This window comes from Candidatus Pantoea bituminis, assembly GCF_018842675.1.
Classification (GTDB): Bacteria; Pseudomonadota; Gammaproteobacteria; order Enterobacterales; family Enterobacteriaceae; genus Pantoea; species Pantoea phytostimulans.
Genome location: NZ_JAGTWO010000004.1, coordinates 3662959 through 3680683, shown reverse-complemented (window position 1 = coordinate 3680683; position 17725 = coordinate 3662959). Strand labels below are relative to the sequence as shown.

The following is a 17725-nucleotide window of genomic DNA, read 5'->3' as shown; positions in this document are numbered from 1 at the left end:
CCCGTGTTTATCGCGGTGGAGCTTTGAGCCAGAGTCTGAAAAGGCAGGACGCCAGCAGGAACGTGCTAAACTGTTAAGTAGCGCAACTTTCTTTACGGTCAATCTGCCGAGTGATAGATTGATCACGTTTCCAGCAATAATCTGCACGACATCTTGATTATAAAGCGGCAGATTTTGGAAACAGGGTGCTTAAACATTAGGACAATCAGGCGAAACGTCTTGTACCTCTACATTGAGACACTGAAACAGAGACTGGATGCTATCAACCAGCTGCGTATTGATCGCGCGCTGGCTGCCATGGGACCCGCTTTCCAGCGCGTCTACAGTCTGCTGCCAACCTTATTACATTATCAACATCCGCTGATGCCGGGTTACCTTGAAGGTAACGTTCCACATGGCATCAGCTTCTTCACGCCTGAAGAAAACCAGCACCGTTTGCTGGCTGACTTGACCGGCGATCATGACCTTACGTTGGCTGATACACCGAAAGGGCAAATGCCGATTACCGGCATCTATTCTATGGGCAGTACGTCATCTGTAGGACAAAACAGCATATCGGATCTTGATATCTGGGTTTGCCATCAATCCTGGCTCGACAATGAAGAGCGCCTCAATCTGCAACGTAAGTGTACCTTGCTGCAGAAATGGTGTGTGTCGATGGGCGTAGAAGTCAGTTTCTTCCTGATTGATGAAAACCGTTTTCGACATAACGAAAGCGGTAACCTCGGTGGCGAAGACTGTGGTTCAACACAACATATTTTGTTGCTGGATGAATTCTACCGCACCGCGGTTCGCATGGCGGGCAAACGTATTCTGTGGAATATGGTTCCAGGCGAAGAAGAGCATCATTATGACGAATACGTCATGTCGCTTTATGCCAAAGGTGTGCTGACACCCAACGAATGGTTGGATTTAGGCGGCCTCGGCACGCTGTCGGCAGAAGAATACTTCGGTGCCAGCTTGTGGCAGCTCTATAAAAGTATCGACTCGCCTTATAAAGCGGTGTTGAAAACCTTGCTGCTGGAAGCGTACAGCTGGGAATACCCCAACACGCAGTTGCTGGCGATGGATATCAAGCAACGTCTGCATGATGGTGAAATCGTCTGCTTCGGTCTTGATCCTTATTGCATGATGCTGGAACGCGTCACGCACTATTTGACCAGCGTTGACGATCAGCCACGCCTTGATTTAGTGCGCCGCTGCTTCTATCTCAAAGTGTGTGAAAAGCTCACCAGTGAAGAGCATTCACATCGCACCGGCTGGCGTCGTGAGATTTTGTCGCAGCTGGTTAAAGAGTGGGGCTGGGACGAAGAAAAACTGGCCATTCTCGATAATCGTGCAGGCTGGAAAATCGAGCGGGTTCGTGAAGCTCATAATGAATTACTGGATGCGATGATGCAGAGTTATCGCAACTTGATCCGCTTTGCGCGCCGCAACAATTTAAGTGTCAGCGCCAGCCCGCAGGATATCGGCGTGCTGACACGTAAACTGTACGCAGCGTTTGAAGCGTTGCCGGGTAAAGTCACCTTGGTTAACCCGCAAATCTCGCCCGATCTTTCGGAAGAGAATCTGACCTTTATCCATGTGCCGCCGGGACGTGCCAATCGTTCCGGCTGGTATTTGTATAATCAGTCGCCGGACATGAACTCGATCATCAGCCATCAGCCGCTGGAATATAACCGCTACCTCAATAAACTGGTGGCGTGGGCGTGGTTCAACGGGTTAATGACCAGCAAAACGCGGCTGCATATAAAAGGTAATGAGATTTGCGACTTGGCACGTTTGCAGGAGCTGGTGAATGATGTTTCCAGCCATTTCCCGCTGCGTGTGCCTTCACCTACGCCAAAAGCGTTGTACAGCCCGTGCGAAATTCGTCATCTCGCGATCATTGTGAATCTTGAATACGATCCCACCTCGGCGTTTCGTAATCAGGTGGTGCATTTTGATTTCCGTAAGCTGGATGTGTTCAGCTTTGGTCAACAGCAGCAATGTCTGATTGGCAGCATCGATCTGCTGTATCGCAACTCGTGGAATGAAGTACGTACGCTGCATTTCAGCGGCGAGCAGGCGATGATTGAAGGATTGAAAACCATTCTGGGCAAAATGCATCAGGATGCCGCGCCACCCGATACGGTAGAAGTATTCTGCTACAGCCAGCATCTGCGTGGTTTAATTCGTACTCGTGTGCAGCAACTGGTGTCGGAATGCATCGAATTGCGCCTTTCCAGTACGCGACAGGAGCCGGGCCGCTTTAAAGCCTTGCGTATGGCGGGTGAAACCTGGGGCCTGTTCTTCGAACGCATGAGCGTCTCGGTGCAGAAGTTGGAAAATGCCGTCGAGTTTTATGGAGCGATTTCCAACAACAAACTGCATGGCTTGTCGATTAAAGTCGAAACCAATCAGACGCCGTTACCGCCGGTCGTCAACGCTTATGCGAGTGAAGGCATCATCCAGTTCTTCTTTGAAGACACCACCGATGAGCGTGGTTTTAATATCTATATTCTGGATGAAACTAATCGGGTTGAGGTTTATCACCACTGTGAAGGCAGTAAAGAGGAGCTGGTGCGTGACGTTAGCCGGTTCTATTCATCTTCGCATGACCGGTTTACCTACGGCTCCAGCTTTATCAACTTTAACCTGCCGCAGTTCTATCAAATTGTGAACACCGGCGAGCGTTTCCAGGTGATTCCTTTCCGCAGCCAGACGCTGACGCAGTTGTGTGCTTCTCAGCCAGACAACGACAACAGCGACTACCAGCCGCGTTATCAGATGCATTGATTCTGGTGGGCCGCACAGCATGAATGCGCGGCCGCCATCTTCACAGCTTGTCACAACGCTCACGCTATTTACGGGGATTTCCTGTTGCTTTTCCGACTTCAACTGCGATGATAAGCATCCAGGTAAAGGACATGAAGAGCATAAAGAATGAAGAAAGTAATTAGCCTGTTGGGAATTGCCTTGGCATTAACGAGCCTTGCAGGCTGTGGGTTAAAAGGACCGCTTTACTTCCCGCCGAAGGATAAGCCGCAAACGCAAAAAACACCGACTGAGACGCAAAAAACAGAGGCTTCGAAAGCGGATGTGAGCGGATTAGTGACTGGCGATTCGAGCACTCAAGCGAACTAATTTCAATGGCGCATCCGGCGGAGCAAAAAATGCAGTTCTCCAAAATGCACGGCCTCGGCAACGATTTCATGGTTGTGGACGCTGTGACGCAAAATGTCTTTTTTCGCCCGAACTGATTCGCCGATTGGCCGATCGTCATTTGGGTATCGGCTTTGATCAGTTGCTTATCGTTGAGCCACCTTACGATCCTGACCTCGATTTTCACTATCGTATCTTCAACGCAGATGGCAGCGAAGTGTCGCAATGCGGCAACGGCGCACGCTGTTTTGCCCGCTTTGTGCAACTTAAAGGCTTGACCAACAAGAGCGACATCCGCGTCAGCACGCAGGCGGGCCGCATGGTGTTAAGCGTAACGCCGGACGATCTGGTCTGCGTCAACATGGGCTTGCCTGACTTTGAGCCTCAGCAGGTGCCTTTTCGCGCCAACAAAGCGGAAAACATTTATCTGCTCCGCGTTGCTGAACAAACTGTGATGTTTGGCGCGGTATCGATGGGGAATCCGCACTGCGTGATTCAGGTCGAAAGTGTAAAAACGGCACAGGTTGAAGTATTAGGGCCAATTCTTGAAGGCCATGAACGTTTCCCAGAGCGCGTCAACGTTGGCTTTATGGAAATCGTCAATCCTGAACATATTCGTCTGCGCGTGTATGAACGCGGTGCGGGCGAAACCCAGGCGTGCGGTAGCGGTGCATGTGCAGCCGTTGCTTGTGGCATCCAGCAGGGAATTTTGGCACCAAAAGTGCGTGTTGATTTACCCGGCGGCACGCTGCATATCGCCTGGAAAGGGGCTGGAGAACCACTTTACATGACCGGCCCAGCCACACACGTCTACGATGGGTTTATTCATCTATGAAAAATATCGAAGAGCAAGCCGATAATACGGTCTTGCTGGACGATCAAGCCGTTAACGATTACCTGCGGCAAAATCCCGATTTCTTTATCCGCAATGCGCGCCAGGTCGAACAAATGGCGGTGCCGCATCCGGTACGTGGCAGCGTATCGCTGGTGGAATGGCACATGGCGCGTCAGCGCAATCATATCCAGCAGCTGGAAGAAGAGATCACGCTGCTGATGGAGCAAGCCACTAATAATCACCAGCTGTTTGATCGTCTGCTGTCGTTACAGGGACATTTAGCGGCGGCCGATTCTCTGCAGGAGATGTTAAATCGCCTGCACCGCTGGGCGCGTGAGCTGGGCCTGGCGGGTGCAAACATTCGTTTGTTCAATGATCAATGGCGTCTTGGCGCGCCGTCTGATTTTATTCAGCTAAGCCTTTCACGCCAGCTGTTTGAGCCGCTGCGTATTCAACGTTTTGGCAATGAACACCATTATCTCGGCAGCATTAATGGCCCGGAATTGCTGTTGCTGCTGCCGCAAGCCAAAGCGATTGGCTCGGTGGCGATGTCGTTAATGGGCGAACATGGCGATTTGGGCGTGCTGATTTTCAGCAGCCGCGACAGCCAGCATTATCAATCGGGCATGGGCACGTTGCTGTTGCAGCATCTGTCACAAATGATGCCTGAACTGTTGATGCGCTGGGTAGAACGCGCATGAGTCATTCGCTGCAGGATGCCGTTGACGGATTTCTGCGCTATCTGAAAGTGGAGCGCCAGCTCAGTCCGCTCACGCAAAGCAACTATGCGCGCCAGCTCGCCGCGTTGGTGATTATTGCGGATGAGATGAAAATCAGCGCCTGGGCGACGCTGGAACCGGCACAGGTGCGTAGCATGGCGGCACGCAGTCGCCGCACCGGCCTTTCCGCCAGCAGCCTCGCGCTGCGCCTTTCGGCGTTGCGCAGTTTTCTTGACTGGCAAGTCAGTCAGGGCATGTTAAGTGCCAATCCTGCAAAAGGCATTGTTACCCCAAGAAAAGCGCGCCACTTACCTAAAAATATTGATGTTGATGAAGTGAATCAGCTGCTTGAGATCGATCTTGATGATCCGCTAGCGGTACGCGATCGCGCCATGCTGGAAGTGATGTATGGCGGTGGATTGCGTCTTTCTGAACTGGTAGGCATGGATTGTCGCCATGTCGATATGGCTTCAGGTGAAGTCTGGGTAACAGGTAAAGGCAGCAAAGAACGCCGCGTACCGATTGGTCGTACTGCTGTAACCTGGCTTGAACATTGGCTGCCGCTGCGCGCCAGCTTTGGCTGCGAGGATGATGCGCTGTTTCTCTCCACGCGTGGCTGTCGTATATCGGCGCGTAACGTGCAGAAGCGCTTTGCGGAGTGGGGCATCAAGCAGGGCGTAGCCAGCCATATCCATCCGCACAAGCTTCGCCACTCTTTTGCGACCCATTTACTTGAGTCGAGTGGCGATCTCCGTGCGGTGCAGGAGCTGTTGGGGCATGCCAACCTTGCGACTACGCAAATTTATACCCATCTCGACTTCCAACATCTGGCTTCGGTGTACGATGCTGCCCATCCCCGCGCCAAACGAGGAAAGAAAGAATGAAGTTTTATCGTCCCTTACGTGCCATCAAAGCCATGACTTTTGATCTCGATGACACGCTTTACGACAATTATCCGGTAATACGTAAAACCACCGAAGAATCCCACGCTGCGTTACAGGCGTTCCATCCGTCGCTGAAAACTTTCACAGCAGAAGCGTATCAGGCGTTGCGTGATGAATTGCTGCTGCGGGAGCCCGATATCTACCATGATGTGTCGGAATGGCGTCGTCGTTCGGTTGAGCTGGCGATGTTGAATGCTGGCATTCCCGCAGAACAAGCCTTTGCCGGGGCTGCGCAGGTGATGGAGGTTTTCCATCAATGGCGTAGCGAAGTGAAAATGCCAGAAGAGACGCATCAAACGCTGAAAATGTTGGCGGAAAAAGTGCCGCTGGTGGCCATCACCAACGGCAATGCGCAGTTAGAAAAGTTGGGAATTGCTGACTACTTCCAGTTTGCGTTGCGTGCCGGCCCGGATGGTCGCGCTAAGCCATGGGAAGATATGTATCATCTGGCCGCAAAACGTTTGAACATCGCGCCGGAACACATTCTGCACGTGGGTGACGATCTCACTACCGATGTGGCCGGATCGCTGCGCTGCGGCATGCAAGCCTGCTGGATCAACCTGCGCCAAGGCAATCTTATGCACATCAACGATGCGCGCCTGCTGCCGCATGTTGAAATTTCACAGTTGGCATCGCTCACCTCACTGCTATAATGGCTGTAAATATATCCAGTCTTTTGCTTTACACTCTCTGACTTATTGGTGCTTATGGACGTTTCTGAACTGCTCGACGGTTTGAATGACAAACAGCGCGAGGCCGTTGCGGCCCCGCGCAATAACCTGCTGGTATTAGCAGGCGCGGGCAGCGGAAAAACGCGCGTTCTGGTGCACCGTATCGCCTGGCTGCTCTCGGTGGAAAACTGCTCGCCTTACTCAATCATGGCGGTAACGTTCACCAATAAAGCCGCCGCAGAGATGCGTCACCGTATCGAACAGCTGATTGGCACCAGCCAGGGCGGAATGTGGATCGGCACTTTCCACGGTTTAGCGCACCGCTTGCTGCGTGCGCATCATCTGGATGCTAATTTGCCGCAGGATTTTCAGATCCTCGATAGCGAAGACCAGCTGCGTCTGTTAAAGCGACTGATCAAAGCGATGAATCTTGATGATAAGCAATGGCCTGCGCGTCAGGGCATGTGGTACATCAACGGCAAAAAAGATGAAGGGCTGCGTCCAAAGCATATCGAAAGCTATGGCAATCCGGTGGAGCAAACCTGGCTGCGTATTTATCAGGCTTATCAGGAAGCGTGTGATCGTGCTGGATTGGTGGATTTTGCCGAGCTGTTGCTGCGTGCGCATGAACTCTGGCTTAACAAGCCGCACATTCTGAATCACTACCGCGAACGTTTTACCAACGTGCTGGTGGACGAGTTTCAGGATACCAACAACATTCAATATGCATGGATCCGCATGCTGGCAGGTGACAGCGGACGCGTCATTATTGTCGGTGATGACGATCAGTCGATTTACGGCTGGCGTGGTGCGCAGGTCGAGAACATCCAGCGCTTTCTGCAAGATTTTGCTGGCGCAGAAACTATCCGCCTTGAGCAAAACTATCGCTCAACCAATAATATTCTGAAATCGGCTAACGCCTTGATCGCGAATAACAACGGTCGCCTCGGCAAAGAGCTGTGGACCGATGGTAGCGACGGCGAGCCGATTTCAATTTACTGCGCCTTTAATGAGCTGGATGAAGCGCGCTTTGTGGTGAATCGCATCAAAGCCTGGCACGAAAACGGCAATGCGCTGATAGATTGCGCCATTCTCTATCGCAGCAATGCTCAGTCACGCGTGCTGGAAGAAGCCTTGCTGCAAAGCAGCATGCCGTACCGTATTTATGGCGGTATGCGCTTCTTCGAGCGTCAGGAAATCAAAGACGCACTGGCCTATTTGCGACTGATGGCCAACCGTAACGATGACGCGGCCTACGAGCGCGTCGTCAATACCCCCGTTCGTGGCGTGGGCGATCGTACGCTGGATGTCGTGCGGCAAACCGCGCGGGAAAAACAGCTAACGCTGTGGCAAGCGACGCGTGAATTATTGCAGACGCGCGCCTTAGCGGGTCGAGCGGCGTCCGCGCTGCAACGCTTTTGTGAGCTGGTTGATTCGCTGGCAACCGAAACCGCAGAAATGCCGCTGCATGTGCAAACCGATCGGGTCATAAAAGATTCAGGTCTGTGGATGATGTACGAGCAGGAAAAAGGCGAAAAAGGCCAGGCGCGTATCGAAAACCTTGAGGAACTGGTCACGGCAACACGCCAGTTCAGCTATCAAGATGAAGACGAAGATTTGATGCCGCTGCAGGCATTTTTATCGCATGCTGCGCTGGAAGCGGGCGAAGGCCAGGCGGATAAATGGCAGGATGCGGTGCAGTTAATGACGCTGCACTCAGCTAAAGGGCTGGAGTTTAGCCAGGTCTTTATCGTTGGCATGGAAGAGGGCATGTTCCCCAGCCAGATGTCGCTGGATGAAGGCGGACGTTTGGAAGAAGAGCGTCGTCTTGCCTACGTTGGCGTGACGCGCGCCATGCAAAAGCTGACGCTGACCTACGCTGAAACCCGTCGCTTATATGGTAAAGAGGTGTATCACCGTCCTTCGCGCTTTATCGGCGAATTACCGGAAGCCTGCATTGAAGAAGTACGTTTGCGTGCCAGCGTAACGCGCCCGGTCAACCATCAACGTATGGGAACGCCAATAACGAAAAACGACAGCGGCTTCGCGCTGGGGCAGCGAGTAAAACATGCCAAATTTGGTGAAGGAACCATCATCAATCTGGAAGGCAGCGGCGAACACAGCCGACTTCAGGTGGCGTTTCAGGGGCAGGGAATCAAATGGTTAGTTGCTGCTTACGCCAAACTGGAAACGCTTTAGCATCGGTTGACGACTTTTTCGTCTCAGCGTAACATGCGCCCACTATTATCATGAGAGGACAATGCCTTGGACACGCCCAGTCGATGCTGGCTCGAATACCTGGTTAACAGGAATAACATCTAAGGCTACCTCTTTACGCGGGTAGCCTTAGCGGTTATCAGCGACCTCCCTTCTTTAATCTCGTCGCATGAGTCAGCACTGATTTACCCTTGAAACGTGAGTTTCCGTGTTCAGGTGTTAGCCGTGCCCGTTCTGCTTTGTAGAACGGCGTACTGGCTTGTCCCATTAAGTCTGCAATGGGGAGTATTGCTATGCTGAGCGCATTTAAACTTGATCACAGCCGCCTGACGCGTCTTGAACTGGAAGACGAAACGCACCAACTCACTTCTTCAGTCTGGGTCGATTTGATCGAACCGGAAGAGGGCGAGCGTGAGCGGGTACAAACTGAGTTAGGCCAAAGTCTGGCGACGCGTCCTGAACTGGAAGATATCGAAGCCTCTGCGCGTTTCTTCGAAGATGAAGATGGCCTGCATATTCACTCCTTCTTCTTTTATGAAGATGCAGAAGATCACGCTGGTAACTCCACTGTGGCGTTTACCATTCGTGAAGGCCGTCTTTATACGCTGCGTGAGCGCGAACTGCCGGCGTTTCGCCTCTATCGTATGCGCGCCCGTAATCAAACGTTGATCGACGGCAACGCCTTTGAACTGCTGCTCGATCTGTTTGAAACCAAAATTGAACAGCTGGCGGATGAAATCGAAAACATCTACAGCGCGCTGGAAAAACTGAGCCGGGTGATCATGGAAGGTCAGCAGGGCGAAGAGTACGATCAGGCGCTGTCGCGTTTGGCAGAGCTGGAAGATATCGGCTGGAAAGTGCGTTTGTGTTTGATGGATACCCAGCGTGCGCTCAACTTCCTGGTGCGCAAGGCGCGTTTACCGGGCAATCAGCTGGAGCAGGCGCGTGAAATCCTGCGCGATATCGAATCACTGTTGCCACATAATGAATCGCTGTTCCAGAAAGTGAACTTCCTGATGCAGGCGGCAATGGGTTTTATCAACATTGAACAGAACCGCATCATCAAGATCTTCTCGGTGGTTTCCGTGGTCTTCCTGCCGCCGACGCTGGTGGCATCAAGCTACGGCATGAACTTCGAATTCATGCCTGAGCTGAAATGGAGCTTTGGTTATCCGGCAGCCATTGGCCTGATGATCCTTGCCGGGCTGGCGCCTTATCTCTATTTCAAACGTAAAAACTGGTTGTAATCTTTGTTACGGGCCGTTTATTACGGCCCGTTTTACTGGCTCCCGCTGGCAATTCTGCGTAATCTAAATCCTCGTTTCCTCAATACATTTCTCCCTTATGGATTCTCTCTCGTTGCGCGCGCAATGGACTTTGCTGCTGTTCGCGTCAATTTTATTGGGTGCGCTGTTCCACTATTTTCATGTTCCTGCCGCGCTGTTGCTTGGGCCGATGATTGTCGGCGTGGTAATGGGATTGTCAGGCGCAACGCTACGTATCAATAAGCGTTTTTCCTGCTGGCGCAGGCAGTATTGGGCTGCATGATTGCGCAAAGCCTGTCGCCATCCATCCTGACGCCGCTGCTGCAAGACTGGCCGATCGTGTTAGCGGTATTGGTGTTGACGCTGGCCGCTAGCGGTTTATCTGGTTTTCTGCTGGTGCGTTTTAGCCATTTACCCGGACCAACGGGTGCATGGGGATCGTCGCCCGGTGGCGCTTCTGCGATGGTCGCAATGGCGGGGGATTTTGGCGCGGACGTCCGTCTGGTGGCTTTCATGCAATATTTACGCGTACTTTTTGTCGCCACGGCGGCAGCGATTGTGGCGCGTATAGGGCTGGGTGATACCGCGCACAGTGTTGAGCTGCTCTGGTTCCCGCCGCTGAATCAGGGGTTTTGGATCACGCTCGGCGTGATGTTTGCTGGCGCATGGCTCGGCACCCGGCTGCGTATTCCTTCTGGTGCGCTGCTTCTGCCTGCGTTGGTCGGTGCCGCTCTGCACTCAACCGGTGTCGCGCTGTTGCAGGTGCCTGAATGGCTACTGGCGCTGGCGTATGCGTTAATTGGCTGGAGCGTCGGTCTGCGCTTTACCCGACCGGTGTTTTTATTGGCGCTACGGACTTTGCCGCAAATGATCATCTCAATCATCGGGCTGATGCTGTTGTGTGGCGGTTTAGCCTGGATGCTCACGCGGGTATTACACATTGATTTGATGACAGCCTATCTCGCCACCAGCCCCGGCGGGCTTGATACGGTGGCGATCATCGCGGCGGGTAGCCGGGTCGATATTGCTTTTGTGATGGCGTTACAAACGCTGCGCTTGTTCACCATTTTGCTGACCGGCCCAGCATTAGCCCGCTTTATTTCACGCTACGCCCACACGCGAGCGAGCGCGAATTGAGGTGGAAACCGCATCGTAGACAAACACCAGCAGTGCCAGCCAGATGAAACCAAAGGTCACCATTTTATCTGGCGTGATGGTTTCACCATAAAAAAGCACCGCCAGTAAAAACATCAGCGTTGGACCGAGATACTGGAAAAAGCCGACGGTGGAAAGGCGCAGGCGACTACACGCGGCGGCGAACAGCATCAGCGGAATGGTAGTAATAATACCGGCTGCAATCAGCTTTATATTCAGGCTCATTGGGTTCGCGCCCAAATGGCTGGTGCTGCTGTCGGCAAAACCAAACAGGTAAATTGCCGCCAGCGGAAACAGCCACAGCGTTTCGATCAACATTCCGCTCTGCGCATCAACCTGAATCTTTTTACGCACCAGACCGTAAAAAGAGAAGCTCAAGGCCAGGCCCAGCGCGATAATGGGCAGCGATCCAAACTGCCACAGCTGCACGACAACACCCAGCGTCGCCAGAAATACCGCCAGCCATTGCAGACGACGGAAGCGCTCGCGCAGAAACAGCATGCCGAATACCACGTTGATCAGCGGATTAATAAAGTAGCCAAGGCTGGCTTCCAGCATGTGCTGATTATTTACCGCCCAGATGAACAGTAGCCAGTTGCCGCCGATAGTCAGCGCGGTGGCCGCTAAAATCAGCACTTTTTTGGGCTGACGTAATACACCGCGAACGACTCCCCAACTGCGGCTTAGGGTGATCAAAAGCAACATAAACAGTGCAGACCAGATCACCCGATGCGTCATGATTTCAGTCGGTGGGACTTCTTTTACCAGTTTGAAATAGGCGGGTGCGATGCCCCAAATAAAATAAGCGCCAAGAGCAAAGCCAATGCCCTGGCGCGTTTGTTGCGTATCCATAGACCTTCCGAAAACGACTATCCAAAAAACGGCGACGCTTGCACGTCGTATAAGTTATCCAATCAAATAGGTCGCGGTTGCCGTGGCGATGTAATCGCCTTGCTGGTTATGCAGCTCAACGCGTGCGACCGCCACTTTATTACCGGCGCGCAACAGGCTGCTGGTGGCGGTAAATCGTTCACCGCGCCCAGGCCGTAAATAATCTACGCGCATATCAATGGTTCCCATGCGCGACAGACGCTGACGCAACTCATCTTCGCTGATACTTTCCTGACGAGTCAGAGCATTGCTCACACAAACCATGCCTGCTGCAACGTCCAGCACTGAAGCGATAACGCCGCCATGCAAAATTGCCTGAGCAGCGTTACCCACCAGCATGGTTTTATTAGCGAAACTCAGCTCCGCATAATCAGGCTCCAGTCGTTCCAGCTCAAGTCCTAACGCCTGGTTAAAGGGCATATGATAAACAAAAATTTCGCCGATAAGACGGCGCGCTTCCTGCTGAGTCAGCAGTACTGATGACATGGTTTTTTCCTGAAAAATAACGCTAACGTGGCGCCCAAATGTTAATGAGATGTGTATTCTATGCCGCTAGCGAGAGGCTTTCCAGTTTAGGAAATCAGCGCTCATATTAAGCGCCATTTGCGTGTAGAATGGCCTGCTTTTTAAGACACCCACACCGCTCTTTTCAAATACGCAGCGTTTCACCGGAGAATTTTATGCGTAAGCATCGCGCCTTGTTGGCGGCAACGTTGTTACTTCCTACTTTGGCGCAAGCAGAAGAAGCCACGGTTAAAGAGATCCATGACGTACCGCAGGTTCGCGGCAGCATTATTGCGAACATGTTGGAAAAACATGATAACCCGTTTGTGCTGTATCCGTATGAGAGCAACTATCTACTCTATACCTATACCAGCGATATCAATAAAGAGGCGATCTCCTCTTACAATTGGGCCAAAGAAGCGCGTAAAGATGAAGTGAAGTTCCAGCTCAGCCTGGCCTTTCCGCTGTGGCGCGGGATTTTGGGTGACAACTCGGTGCTGGGTGCATCTTATACACAACGTTCATGGTGGCAGCTGTCGAACCAAAGCCAGTCTGCTCCGTTTCGTGAAACCAACTACGAACCGCAAATTTTCCTTGGCTGGGCAACGGATTACTCGTTCGCAGGCTGGACGTTACGTGATGTTGAAATGGGCTTTAACCATCAATCGAATGGTCGCAGCGATCCCACTTCGCGTAGCTGGAACCGCCTGTATGCCCGCCTGATGGCACAAAACGGCAACTTCCTCGCCGAAGTGAAGCCGTGGTACCGTTTACCGGAAAGCAGCAGCCGCGATGATAACCCCGATATCACCAAATATATGGGCTATTACCGTCTCAAACTCGGCTATATGATGGGCGACAGTATTTTCAGTATGGAAGGTAACTACAACTGGAACTCCGGCTTCGGTGGCGCGCAGTTGGGTTGGAGTTATCCCATCACGGAACACGTGCGTTTTTACACCCAATTATTTAGCGGTTATGGTGAATCGCTGATCGACTACGATCATCGCCAGACGCGTATTGGTGTCGGCGTGACGCTGAACGACCTCTTCTGACCAACGACTTAAAGCAGGAATAGCGTGGCAACCTCGGCAGTTCTTAATCAGGAAGCGCTGGCACAGCAAGTATTACAAGATACTTTCGGCTACCAGCAGTTTCGTCCCGGTCAGCAAAGCATTATTAATGAAGCGCTGAACGGGCGAGATTGTCTGGTGGTGATGCCTACTGGCGGCGGTAAATCGCTGTGTTATCAGATCCCCGCGCTGGTGCAGGAAGGGCTGACGCTGGTGGTGTCGCCGCTGATTTCACTGATGAAAGATCAGGTGGATCAGCTGCTGGCAAACGGTGTGGCGGCGGCTTGCCTGAATTCGACGATGACGCGTGAGCAGCAGCAAGCGGTAATGGCAGATTGCCGTACTGGCCGCATTAAGCTGCTCTATATCGCACCAGAGCGCCTGATGATGGATAACTTCCTCGACAGTCTGGCGCACTGGCAGCCAGCAATGTTGGCTGTTGACGAAGCACACTGTATTTCGCAATGGGGCCACGATTTCCGCCCGGAATATGGTGCATTGGGAAAAATGCGTCAGCGCTTTCCCGATTTGCCGGTAATGGCCTTGACCGCTACCGCCGACGAAACCACGCGTAATGACATCATTAACCTGCTGCACATGCACGATCCGCTTATCCAGATCAGCAGCTTTGATCGTCCCAATATTCGCTACACGCTGGTGGAAAAATTCAAACCCACCGAGCAGCTGTTGCGTTACGTCCAGGATCAGCGAGGCAAGTGCGGCATCATTTACTGCAACAGCCGAGCAAAGGTTGAAGACACCGCTGCGCGTTTGCAGAGCCGTGGCCTGAGCGCAGGTGCCTATCACGCAGGCATCGACAGTGAACAGCGCGCTCGCGTGCAGGAAGCGTTCCAACGTGACGACTTACAAATAGTGGTCGCCACGGTGGCGTTTGGTATGGGAATCAACAAGCCCAACGTACGTTTTGTGGTGCACTTCGATATTCCGCGCAATATCGAATCCTATTATCAGGAAACCGGTCGCGCCGGGCGTGATGGGTTGCCGGCAGAAGCGATGATGCTGTACGACCCGGCTGATATGGCATGGCTACGTAAATGTCTGGAAGAGAAAGTACCCGGTCCATTGCAGGACATTGAAAGGCACAAGCTGAATGCGATGAATGCGTTTGCAGAAGCACAAACCTGTCGCCGTCTGGTGCTGCTTAATTACTTTGGTGAAGGTCGCCAGCAGCCGTGCGGCAACTGCGATATCTGCCTTGATCCTCCTAAGCGGTATGACGGTTTAGTTGAGGCGCAAAAAGCGTTGTCAGGTATTTATCGTGTCGGTCAGCGTTTCGGCATGGGTTACATTGTCGAAGTGCTGCGTGGGGCAAACAATCTGCGTATTCGCGAACAGGGCCACGATAAATTACCGGTTTATGGACTCGGCAAAGATCACAGCCATGAGCATTGGGTCAGCGTGCTGCGTCAGCTCATCCATTTGGGATTTGTGACGCAAAACATTGCTATGCATTCCGCTTTGCAGCTGACGGAAGCGGCGCGACCGGTATTACGCGGTGAAGTACCGTTGATGCTGGCGGTACCGCGACTGATTACCGCCAAACCCAAGAGTAATAGCTCAGCGAAATTTCATGGCGGCAATTACGATCGCAAGCTGTTTGCCAAATTGCGCAAGCTGCGTAAAGCCATTGCCGACGAAGAGAACATCCCGCCTTACGTGGTATTCAACGATGCAACGCTGATTGAAATGGCAGAACAGATGCCGGTGAGCGCATCAGAGATGTTAAGCATCAACGGTGTAGGTCAACGCAAGCTGGAGCGTTTTGGTAAGCCATTTTTGGTGATGATTAAAGAACATCTTGATGAAGAGTAAAGGACGCTAATTATGTTGATGTTATTCGCTACCGTTGCGCTGGTTCATTTGGTTGCACTGATGAGCCCTGGCCCGGATTTCTTTTTGTCTCTCAAACTGCCGCCAGTCGCTCACGTAAAGAGGCGATGATGGGTGTGTTTGGTATCACGCTGGGTATTGTGATCTGGGCGGGTGTGGCGCTGATGGGCTTGCATCTGATTCTGGAAAAAATGGCCTGGCTGCATCAGATCATTATGGTCGGCGGCGGTCTTTATCTGCTGTGGATGGGGTGGCAGCTGATGTGCTCAGCACGCCAGCGCCACAAGCAGCCTCAGCCCTCTGAGCCGACGGTCGCGCTGCCGAAAAAAGGCATGAGCTTCCTGAAAGGTTTTCTTACTAACCTTTCGAATCCGAAAGCGATCATCTACTTCGGTAGTGTGTTCTCGCTGTTTGTTGGTAATGATGTCGGCGCGATGGAGCGCTGGGGGTTATTCCTGCTGATCATCGGCGAGACGTTTGCGTGGTTTACGTTGGTAGCGGCTATTTTTGCCATGCCGTGGATGCGTAGCAGGTATCAGCGTTTAGCGAAATGGATAGATGGTATGGCAGGCGTACTGTTTGCTGGATTCGGCATTCACTTGATTATTTCGCGGTAAGAACGGCTTTGCTTGCCCGTTCGTTCCCGAACGGGCTGGGCAATATTCAGCAGGATAAATCAGGCAATCTTTCTCGCGCTGGCCAGCAACACACCAACGGCCATAAACATCCCACCAAATAGACGATTCAGCAATTTCATCTGCTTTGGCCCCTTAATCCACACGGCAATGCGTGTCGCTAAGGTGGCATAACCAATCATCACGATGATATCGACGACCACTGTGGTGATGCCCAGCACCAGAAATTGTGCCAGCTGTGGCTGATGCGGCAAGATGAACTGCGGAAACAGCGCGGCCAGGAACACAATACTTTTCGGGTTGGTGAGATTCACCAACACGGCACGTTTGAACAGGCGACGTCGCGGCATGGCTTTAGAAACCGCATTGAGATCAATGGCACCGGCGGAGCGCCATTGTTGTATGCCAAGCCAAACCAGATAAGCGGCGCCAGCCCATTTCAACATCTCGAACGCCAGCAGCGATTGAGAAAACAGTGCGCCGAGACCCACGCCCACCAAAACAATGTGCAGCGACAGACCAAGCTGCAGGCCCGCTATCGAGGCAACTGTCCCGCGATAGCCGTGACTGATGCCCGTGCTCATGGTGTTAATTGCGCCAGAACCTGGCGATAAACTGAGAATTGAGGTGGTGAGAAGATAGGTCAGCCACCATTCGATGGTCATGGGTTACGTTCCCTGTATAGACGGAAGTGTGACACAATACGCCAGAAATAAGCGCGGCGCTATGGGCGACACGCGGCGAATCAGACTCTTTTTTCAGGGCAAACAGGAGGGTGAATGAATCAACACAAAGCCAGTTGGCTTCGGCGTGAAAAAGCATTTGCCGCCTTTGCAACCGGGCCTTTACTGGATTTTTGGCACGGCCGAGAAGAGTGTGAGTTTATTGGGGTAGAAAACCTGACTTTGCGCTATGTGCGCTTCACCTCGCCGCAACATAAGCGCGTTATCTTGATTGTGCCGGGCCGCATCGAGAGTTACGTAAAATATCCCGAGCTGGCGTACGATCTGTTTCATTGCGGTTTCGACGTGATCATTCTCGATCATCGTGGTCAGGGAAGATCGGATCGTTTACTGGAAGATTCGCATCGTGGACATGTGGACGAATTTACCCACTACGTTGATGATTTGGAAACGCTCTACTTAAAAGAGATCGTTGGTGGCCATTATCAACAGCGCTATGCTTTAGCGCACTCTATGGGCGGCGCAATTTTGACGCTGTTTTTGGCGCGTCAGCCGCAGGCTTTTCACGGGGTGGCATTGGTTGCCCCGATGTTCGGTATTGCCTTGCCGTTACCGGAGTGGATGGCGCACCGTATTCTTGATTGGGCTGAAAAACGCCCGACCCTGCGCGATGGTTATGCACTAGGCACAGGACGCTGGCGAGCGCATCCGTTTGGCATTAACCGCCTGACACACAGCGCGGAACGTTATCGCCGTAATTTGCGTTTTTACGCTGACGATCCGGCGATTCGCGTCGGCGGGCCCACCTATCATTGGGTTCGCGAAGGGATTCATGCCGGACGTAACATTATTAGTCAGGCCGATAAAATCACGACGCCGGTGCTGCTGTTACAAGCCAGCGACGATCGTGTCGTCGATAACCGTTCGCAGGATCTCTTCTGCGCCGCGATGGCGTCTGCAGGTCATCCATGCGCAGGCGATAAGCCGCTAGTTATAGAAGGTGCGCGGCATGAGATCTTGTTTGAAAAAGACGAAATGCGCGCCGAAGCGCTGAACGCCGTGGTCGACTTTTTTCAGCCCACTGCTAACTCTTTCATTTACCTTGCTGGCTGCAGCCACCTGAATTAAATACCCGAGG

At 52.5% G+C, this 17725-nt stretch carries 14 protein-coding genes and 3 pseudogenes; 14 read left to right on the top strand and 3 right to left on the bottom strand.

The window, feature by feature from the left end; translation table 11 throughout:
- Positions 1-219 precede the first annotated feature (219 nt).
- The 10 genes and pseudogenes from KQP84_RS21005 to KQP84_RS20965 all read left to right on the top strand — a co-directional run bounded on the left by KQP84_RS21005 (position 220) and on the right by KQP84_RS20965 (position 10932).
- Positions 220-2778, top strand: a complete 2559-nt coding sequence (locus KQP84_RS21005) for a class I adenylate cyclase (RefSeq protein ID WP_215847984.1) — start codon at positions 220-222, stop codon at positions 2776-2778.
- A 147-nt stretch (positions 2779-2925) separates the two neighbouring features.
- Positions 2926-3126, top strand: a complete 201-nt coding sequence (gene lptM / locus KQP84_RS21000) for an LPS translocon maturation chaperone LptM (RefSeq protein ID WP_215847983.1) — start codon at positions 2926-2928, stop codon at positions 3124-3126.
- A 29-nt stretch (positions 3127-3155) separates the two neighbouring features.
- Positions 3156-3979, top strand: a pseudogene (gene dapF / locus KQP84_RS20995) (diaminopimelate epimerase).
- Entirely contained in the window at positions 3976-4680 is a 705-nt protein-coding gene (locus tag KQP84_RS20990) for a DUF484 domain-containing protein (RefSeq protein ID WP_215847982.1), read from the top strand. Before dapF ends, KQP84_RS20990 begins: the two are co-directional and overlap by 4 nt.
- Positions 4677-5582, top strand: a complete 906-nt coding sequence (gene xerC, locus KQP84_RS20985) for a tyrosine recombinase XerC (protein WP_215847981.1) — start codon at positions 4677-4679, stop codon at positions 5580-5582. Before KQP84_RS20990 ends, xerC begins: the two co-directional genes overlap by 4 nt.
- Positions 5579-6295, top strand: coding sequence for a 5-amino-6-(5-phospho-D-ribitylamino)uracil phosphatase YigB (gene yigB, locus KQP84_RS20980; protein WP_215847980.1), 717 nt, complete (start codon positions 5579-5581; stop codon positions 6293-6295). The genes xerC and yigB overlap by 4 nt, the downstream gene beginning before the upstream one ends.
- Before the next feature lie 54 nt (positions 6296-6349).
- Complete coding sequence (gene uvrD, locus KQP84_RS20975) at positions 6350-8512, top strand: DNA helicase II (protein WP_215847979.1); 2163 nt, start codon at positions 6350-6352, stop codon at positions 8510-8512.
- A 66-nt stretch (positions 8513-8578) separates the two neighbouring features.
- Entirely contained in the window at positions 8579-8635 is a 57-nt protein-coding gene (gene ysgD, locus KQP84_RS26295; protein ID WP_370661507.1) for a YsgD/CorL family protein, read from the top strand.
- Between the two features lie 188 nt (positions 8636-8823).
- A complete protein-coding gene (gene corA, locus KQP84_RS20970; RefSeq protein ID WP_215847978.1) occupies positions 8824-9777 on the top strand; it encodes a magnesium/cobalt transporter CorA in 954 nt (317 codons plus the stop codon).
- Positions 9778-9874: 97 nt separating this feature from the next.
- Positions 9875-10932: pseudogene (locus KQP84_RS20965) on the top strand (AbrB family transcriptional regulator).
- Here the strand turns inward: KQP84_RS20965 and rarD are convergent.
- Positions 10897-11802 (bottom strand): EamA family transporter RarD, encoded by a 906-nt coding sequence (rarD, locus tag KQP84_RS20960; protein WP_215847977.1) that lies wholly within the window; start codon positions 11800-11802, stop codon positions 10897-10899. The pseudogene KQP84_RS20965 and the gene rarD sit on opposite strands and share 36 nt — an antisense overlap.
- A 54-nt stretch (positions 11803-11856) precedes the next feature.
- Positions 11857-12327, bottom strand: coding sequence for a thioesterase family protein (locus KQP84_RS20955; protein ID WP_215847976.1), 471 nt, complete (start codon positions 12325-12327; stop codon positions 11857-11859).
- 194 nt (positions 12328-12521) lie between these two features.
- Between KQP84_RS20955 and pldA the strand changes: the two genes are divergently transcribed.
- The 3 genes and pseudogenes from pldA to rhtC all read left to right on the top strand — a co-directional run bounded on the left by pldA (position 12522) and on the right by rhtC (position 15886).
- A complete protein-coding gene (gene pldA / locus KQP84_RS20950; RefSeq protein ID WP_215847975.1) occupies positions 12522-13400 on the top strand; it encodes a phospholipase A in 879 nt (292 codons plus the stop codon).
- Between the two features lie 24 nt (positions 13401-13424).
- Entirely contained in the window at positions 13425-15251 is a 1827-nt protein-coding gene (recQ, locus tag KQP84_RS20945; RefSeq protein ID WP_215847974.1) for an ATP-dependent DNA helicase RecQ, read from the top strand.
- A 12-nt stretch (positions 15252-15263) separates the two neighbouring features.
- Positions 15264-15886 (top strand): annotated as a pseudogene (rhtC, locus tag KQP84_RS20940) (threonine export protein RhtC).
- Between the two features lie 59 nt (positions 15887-15945).
- On the opposite strand, the gene rhtB reads toward rhtC, so the two are convergent.
- The gene (rhtB, locus tag KQP84_RS20935; protein ID WP_215847973.1) at positions 15946-16569 is read right to left on the bottom strand and encodes a homoserine/homoserine lactone efflux protein; all 624 of its coding nucleotides are present in this window, start codon (positions 16567-16569) and stop codon (positions 15946-15948) included.
- A gap of 114 nt (positions 16570-16683) precedes the next feature.
- Here rhtB and pldB point away from each other — a divergent pair, with 114 nt between their 5' ends.
- Positions 16684-17715: a lysophospholipase L2 gene (pldB, locus tag KQP84_RS20930; protein ID WP_215847972.1), complete on the top strand. Its 1032-nt coding sequence runs from the start codon at positions 16684-16686 to the stop codon at positions 17713-17715.
- Positions 17716-17725 lie beyond the last annotated feature (10 nt).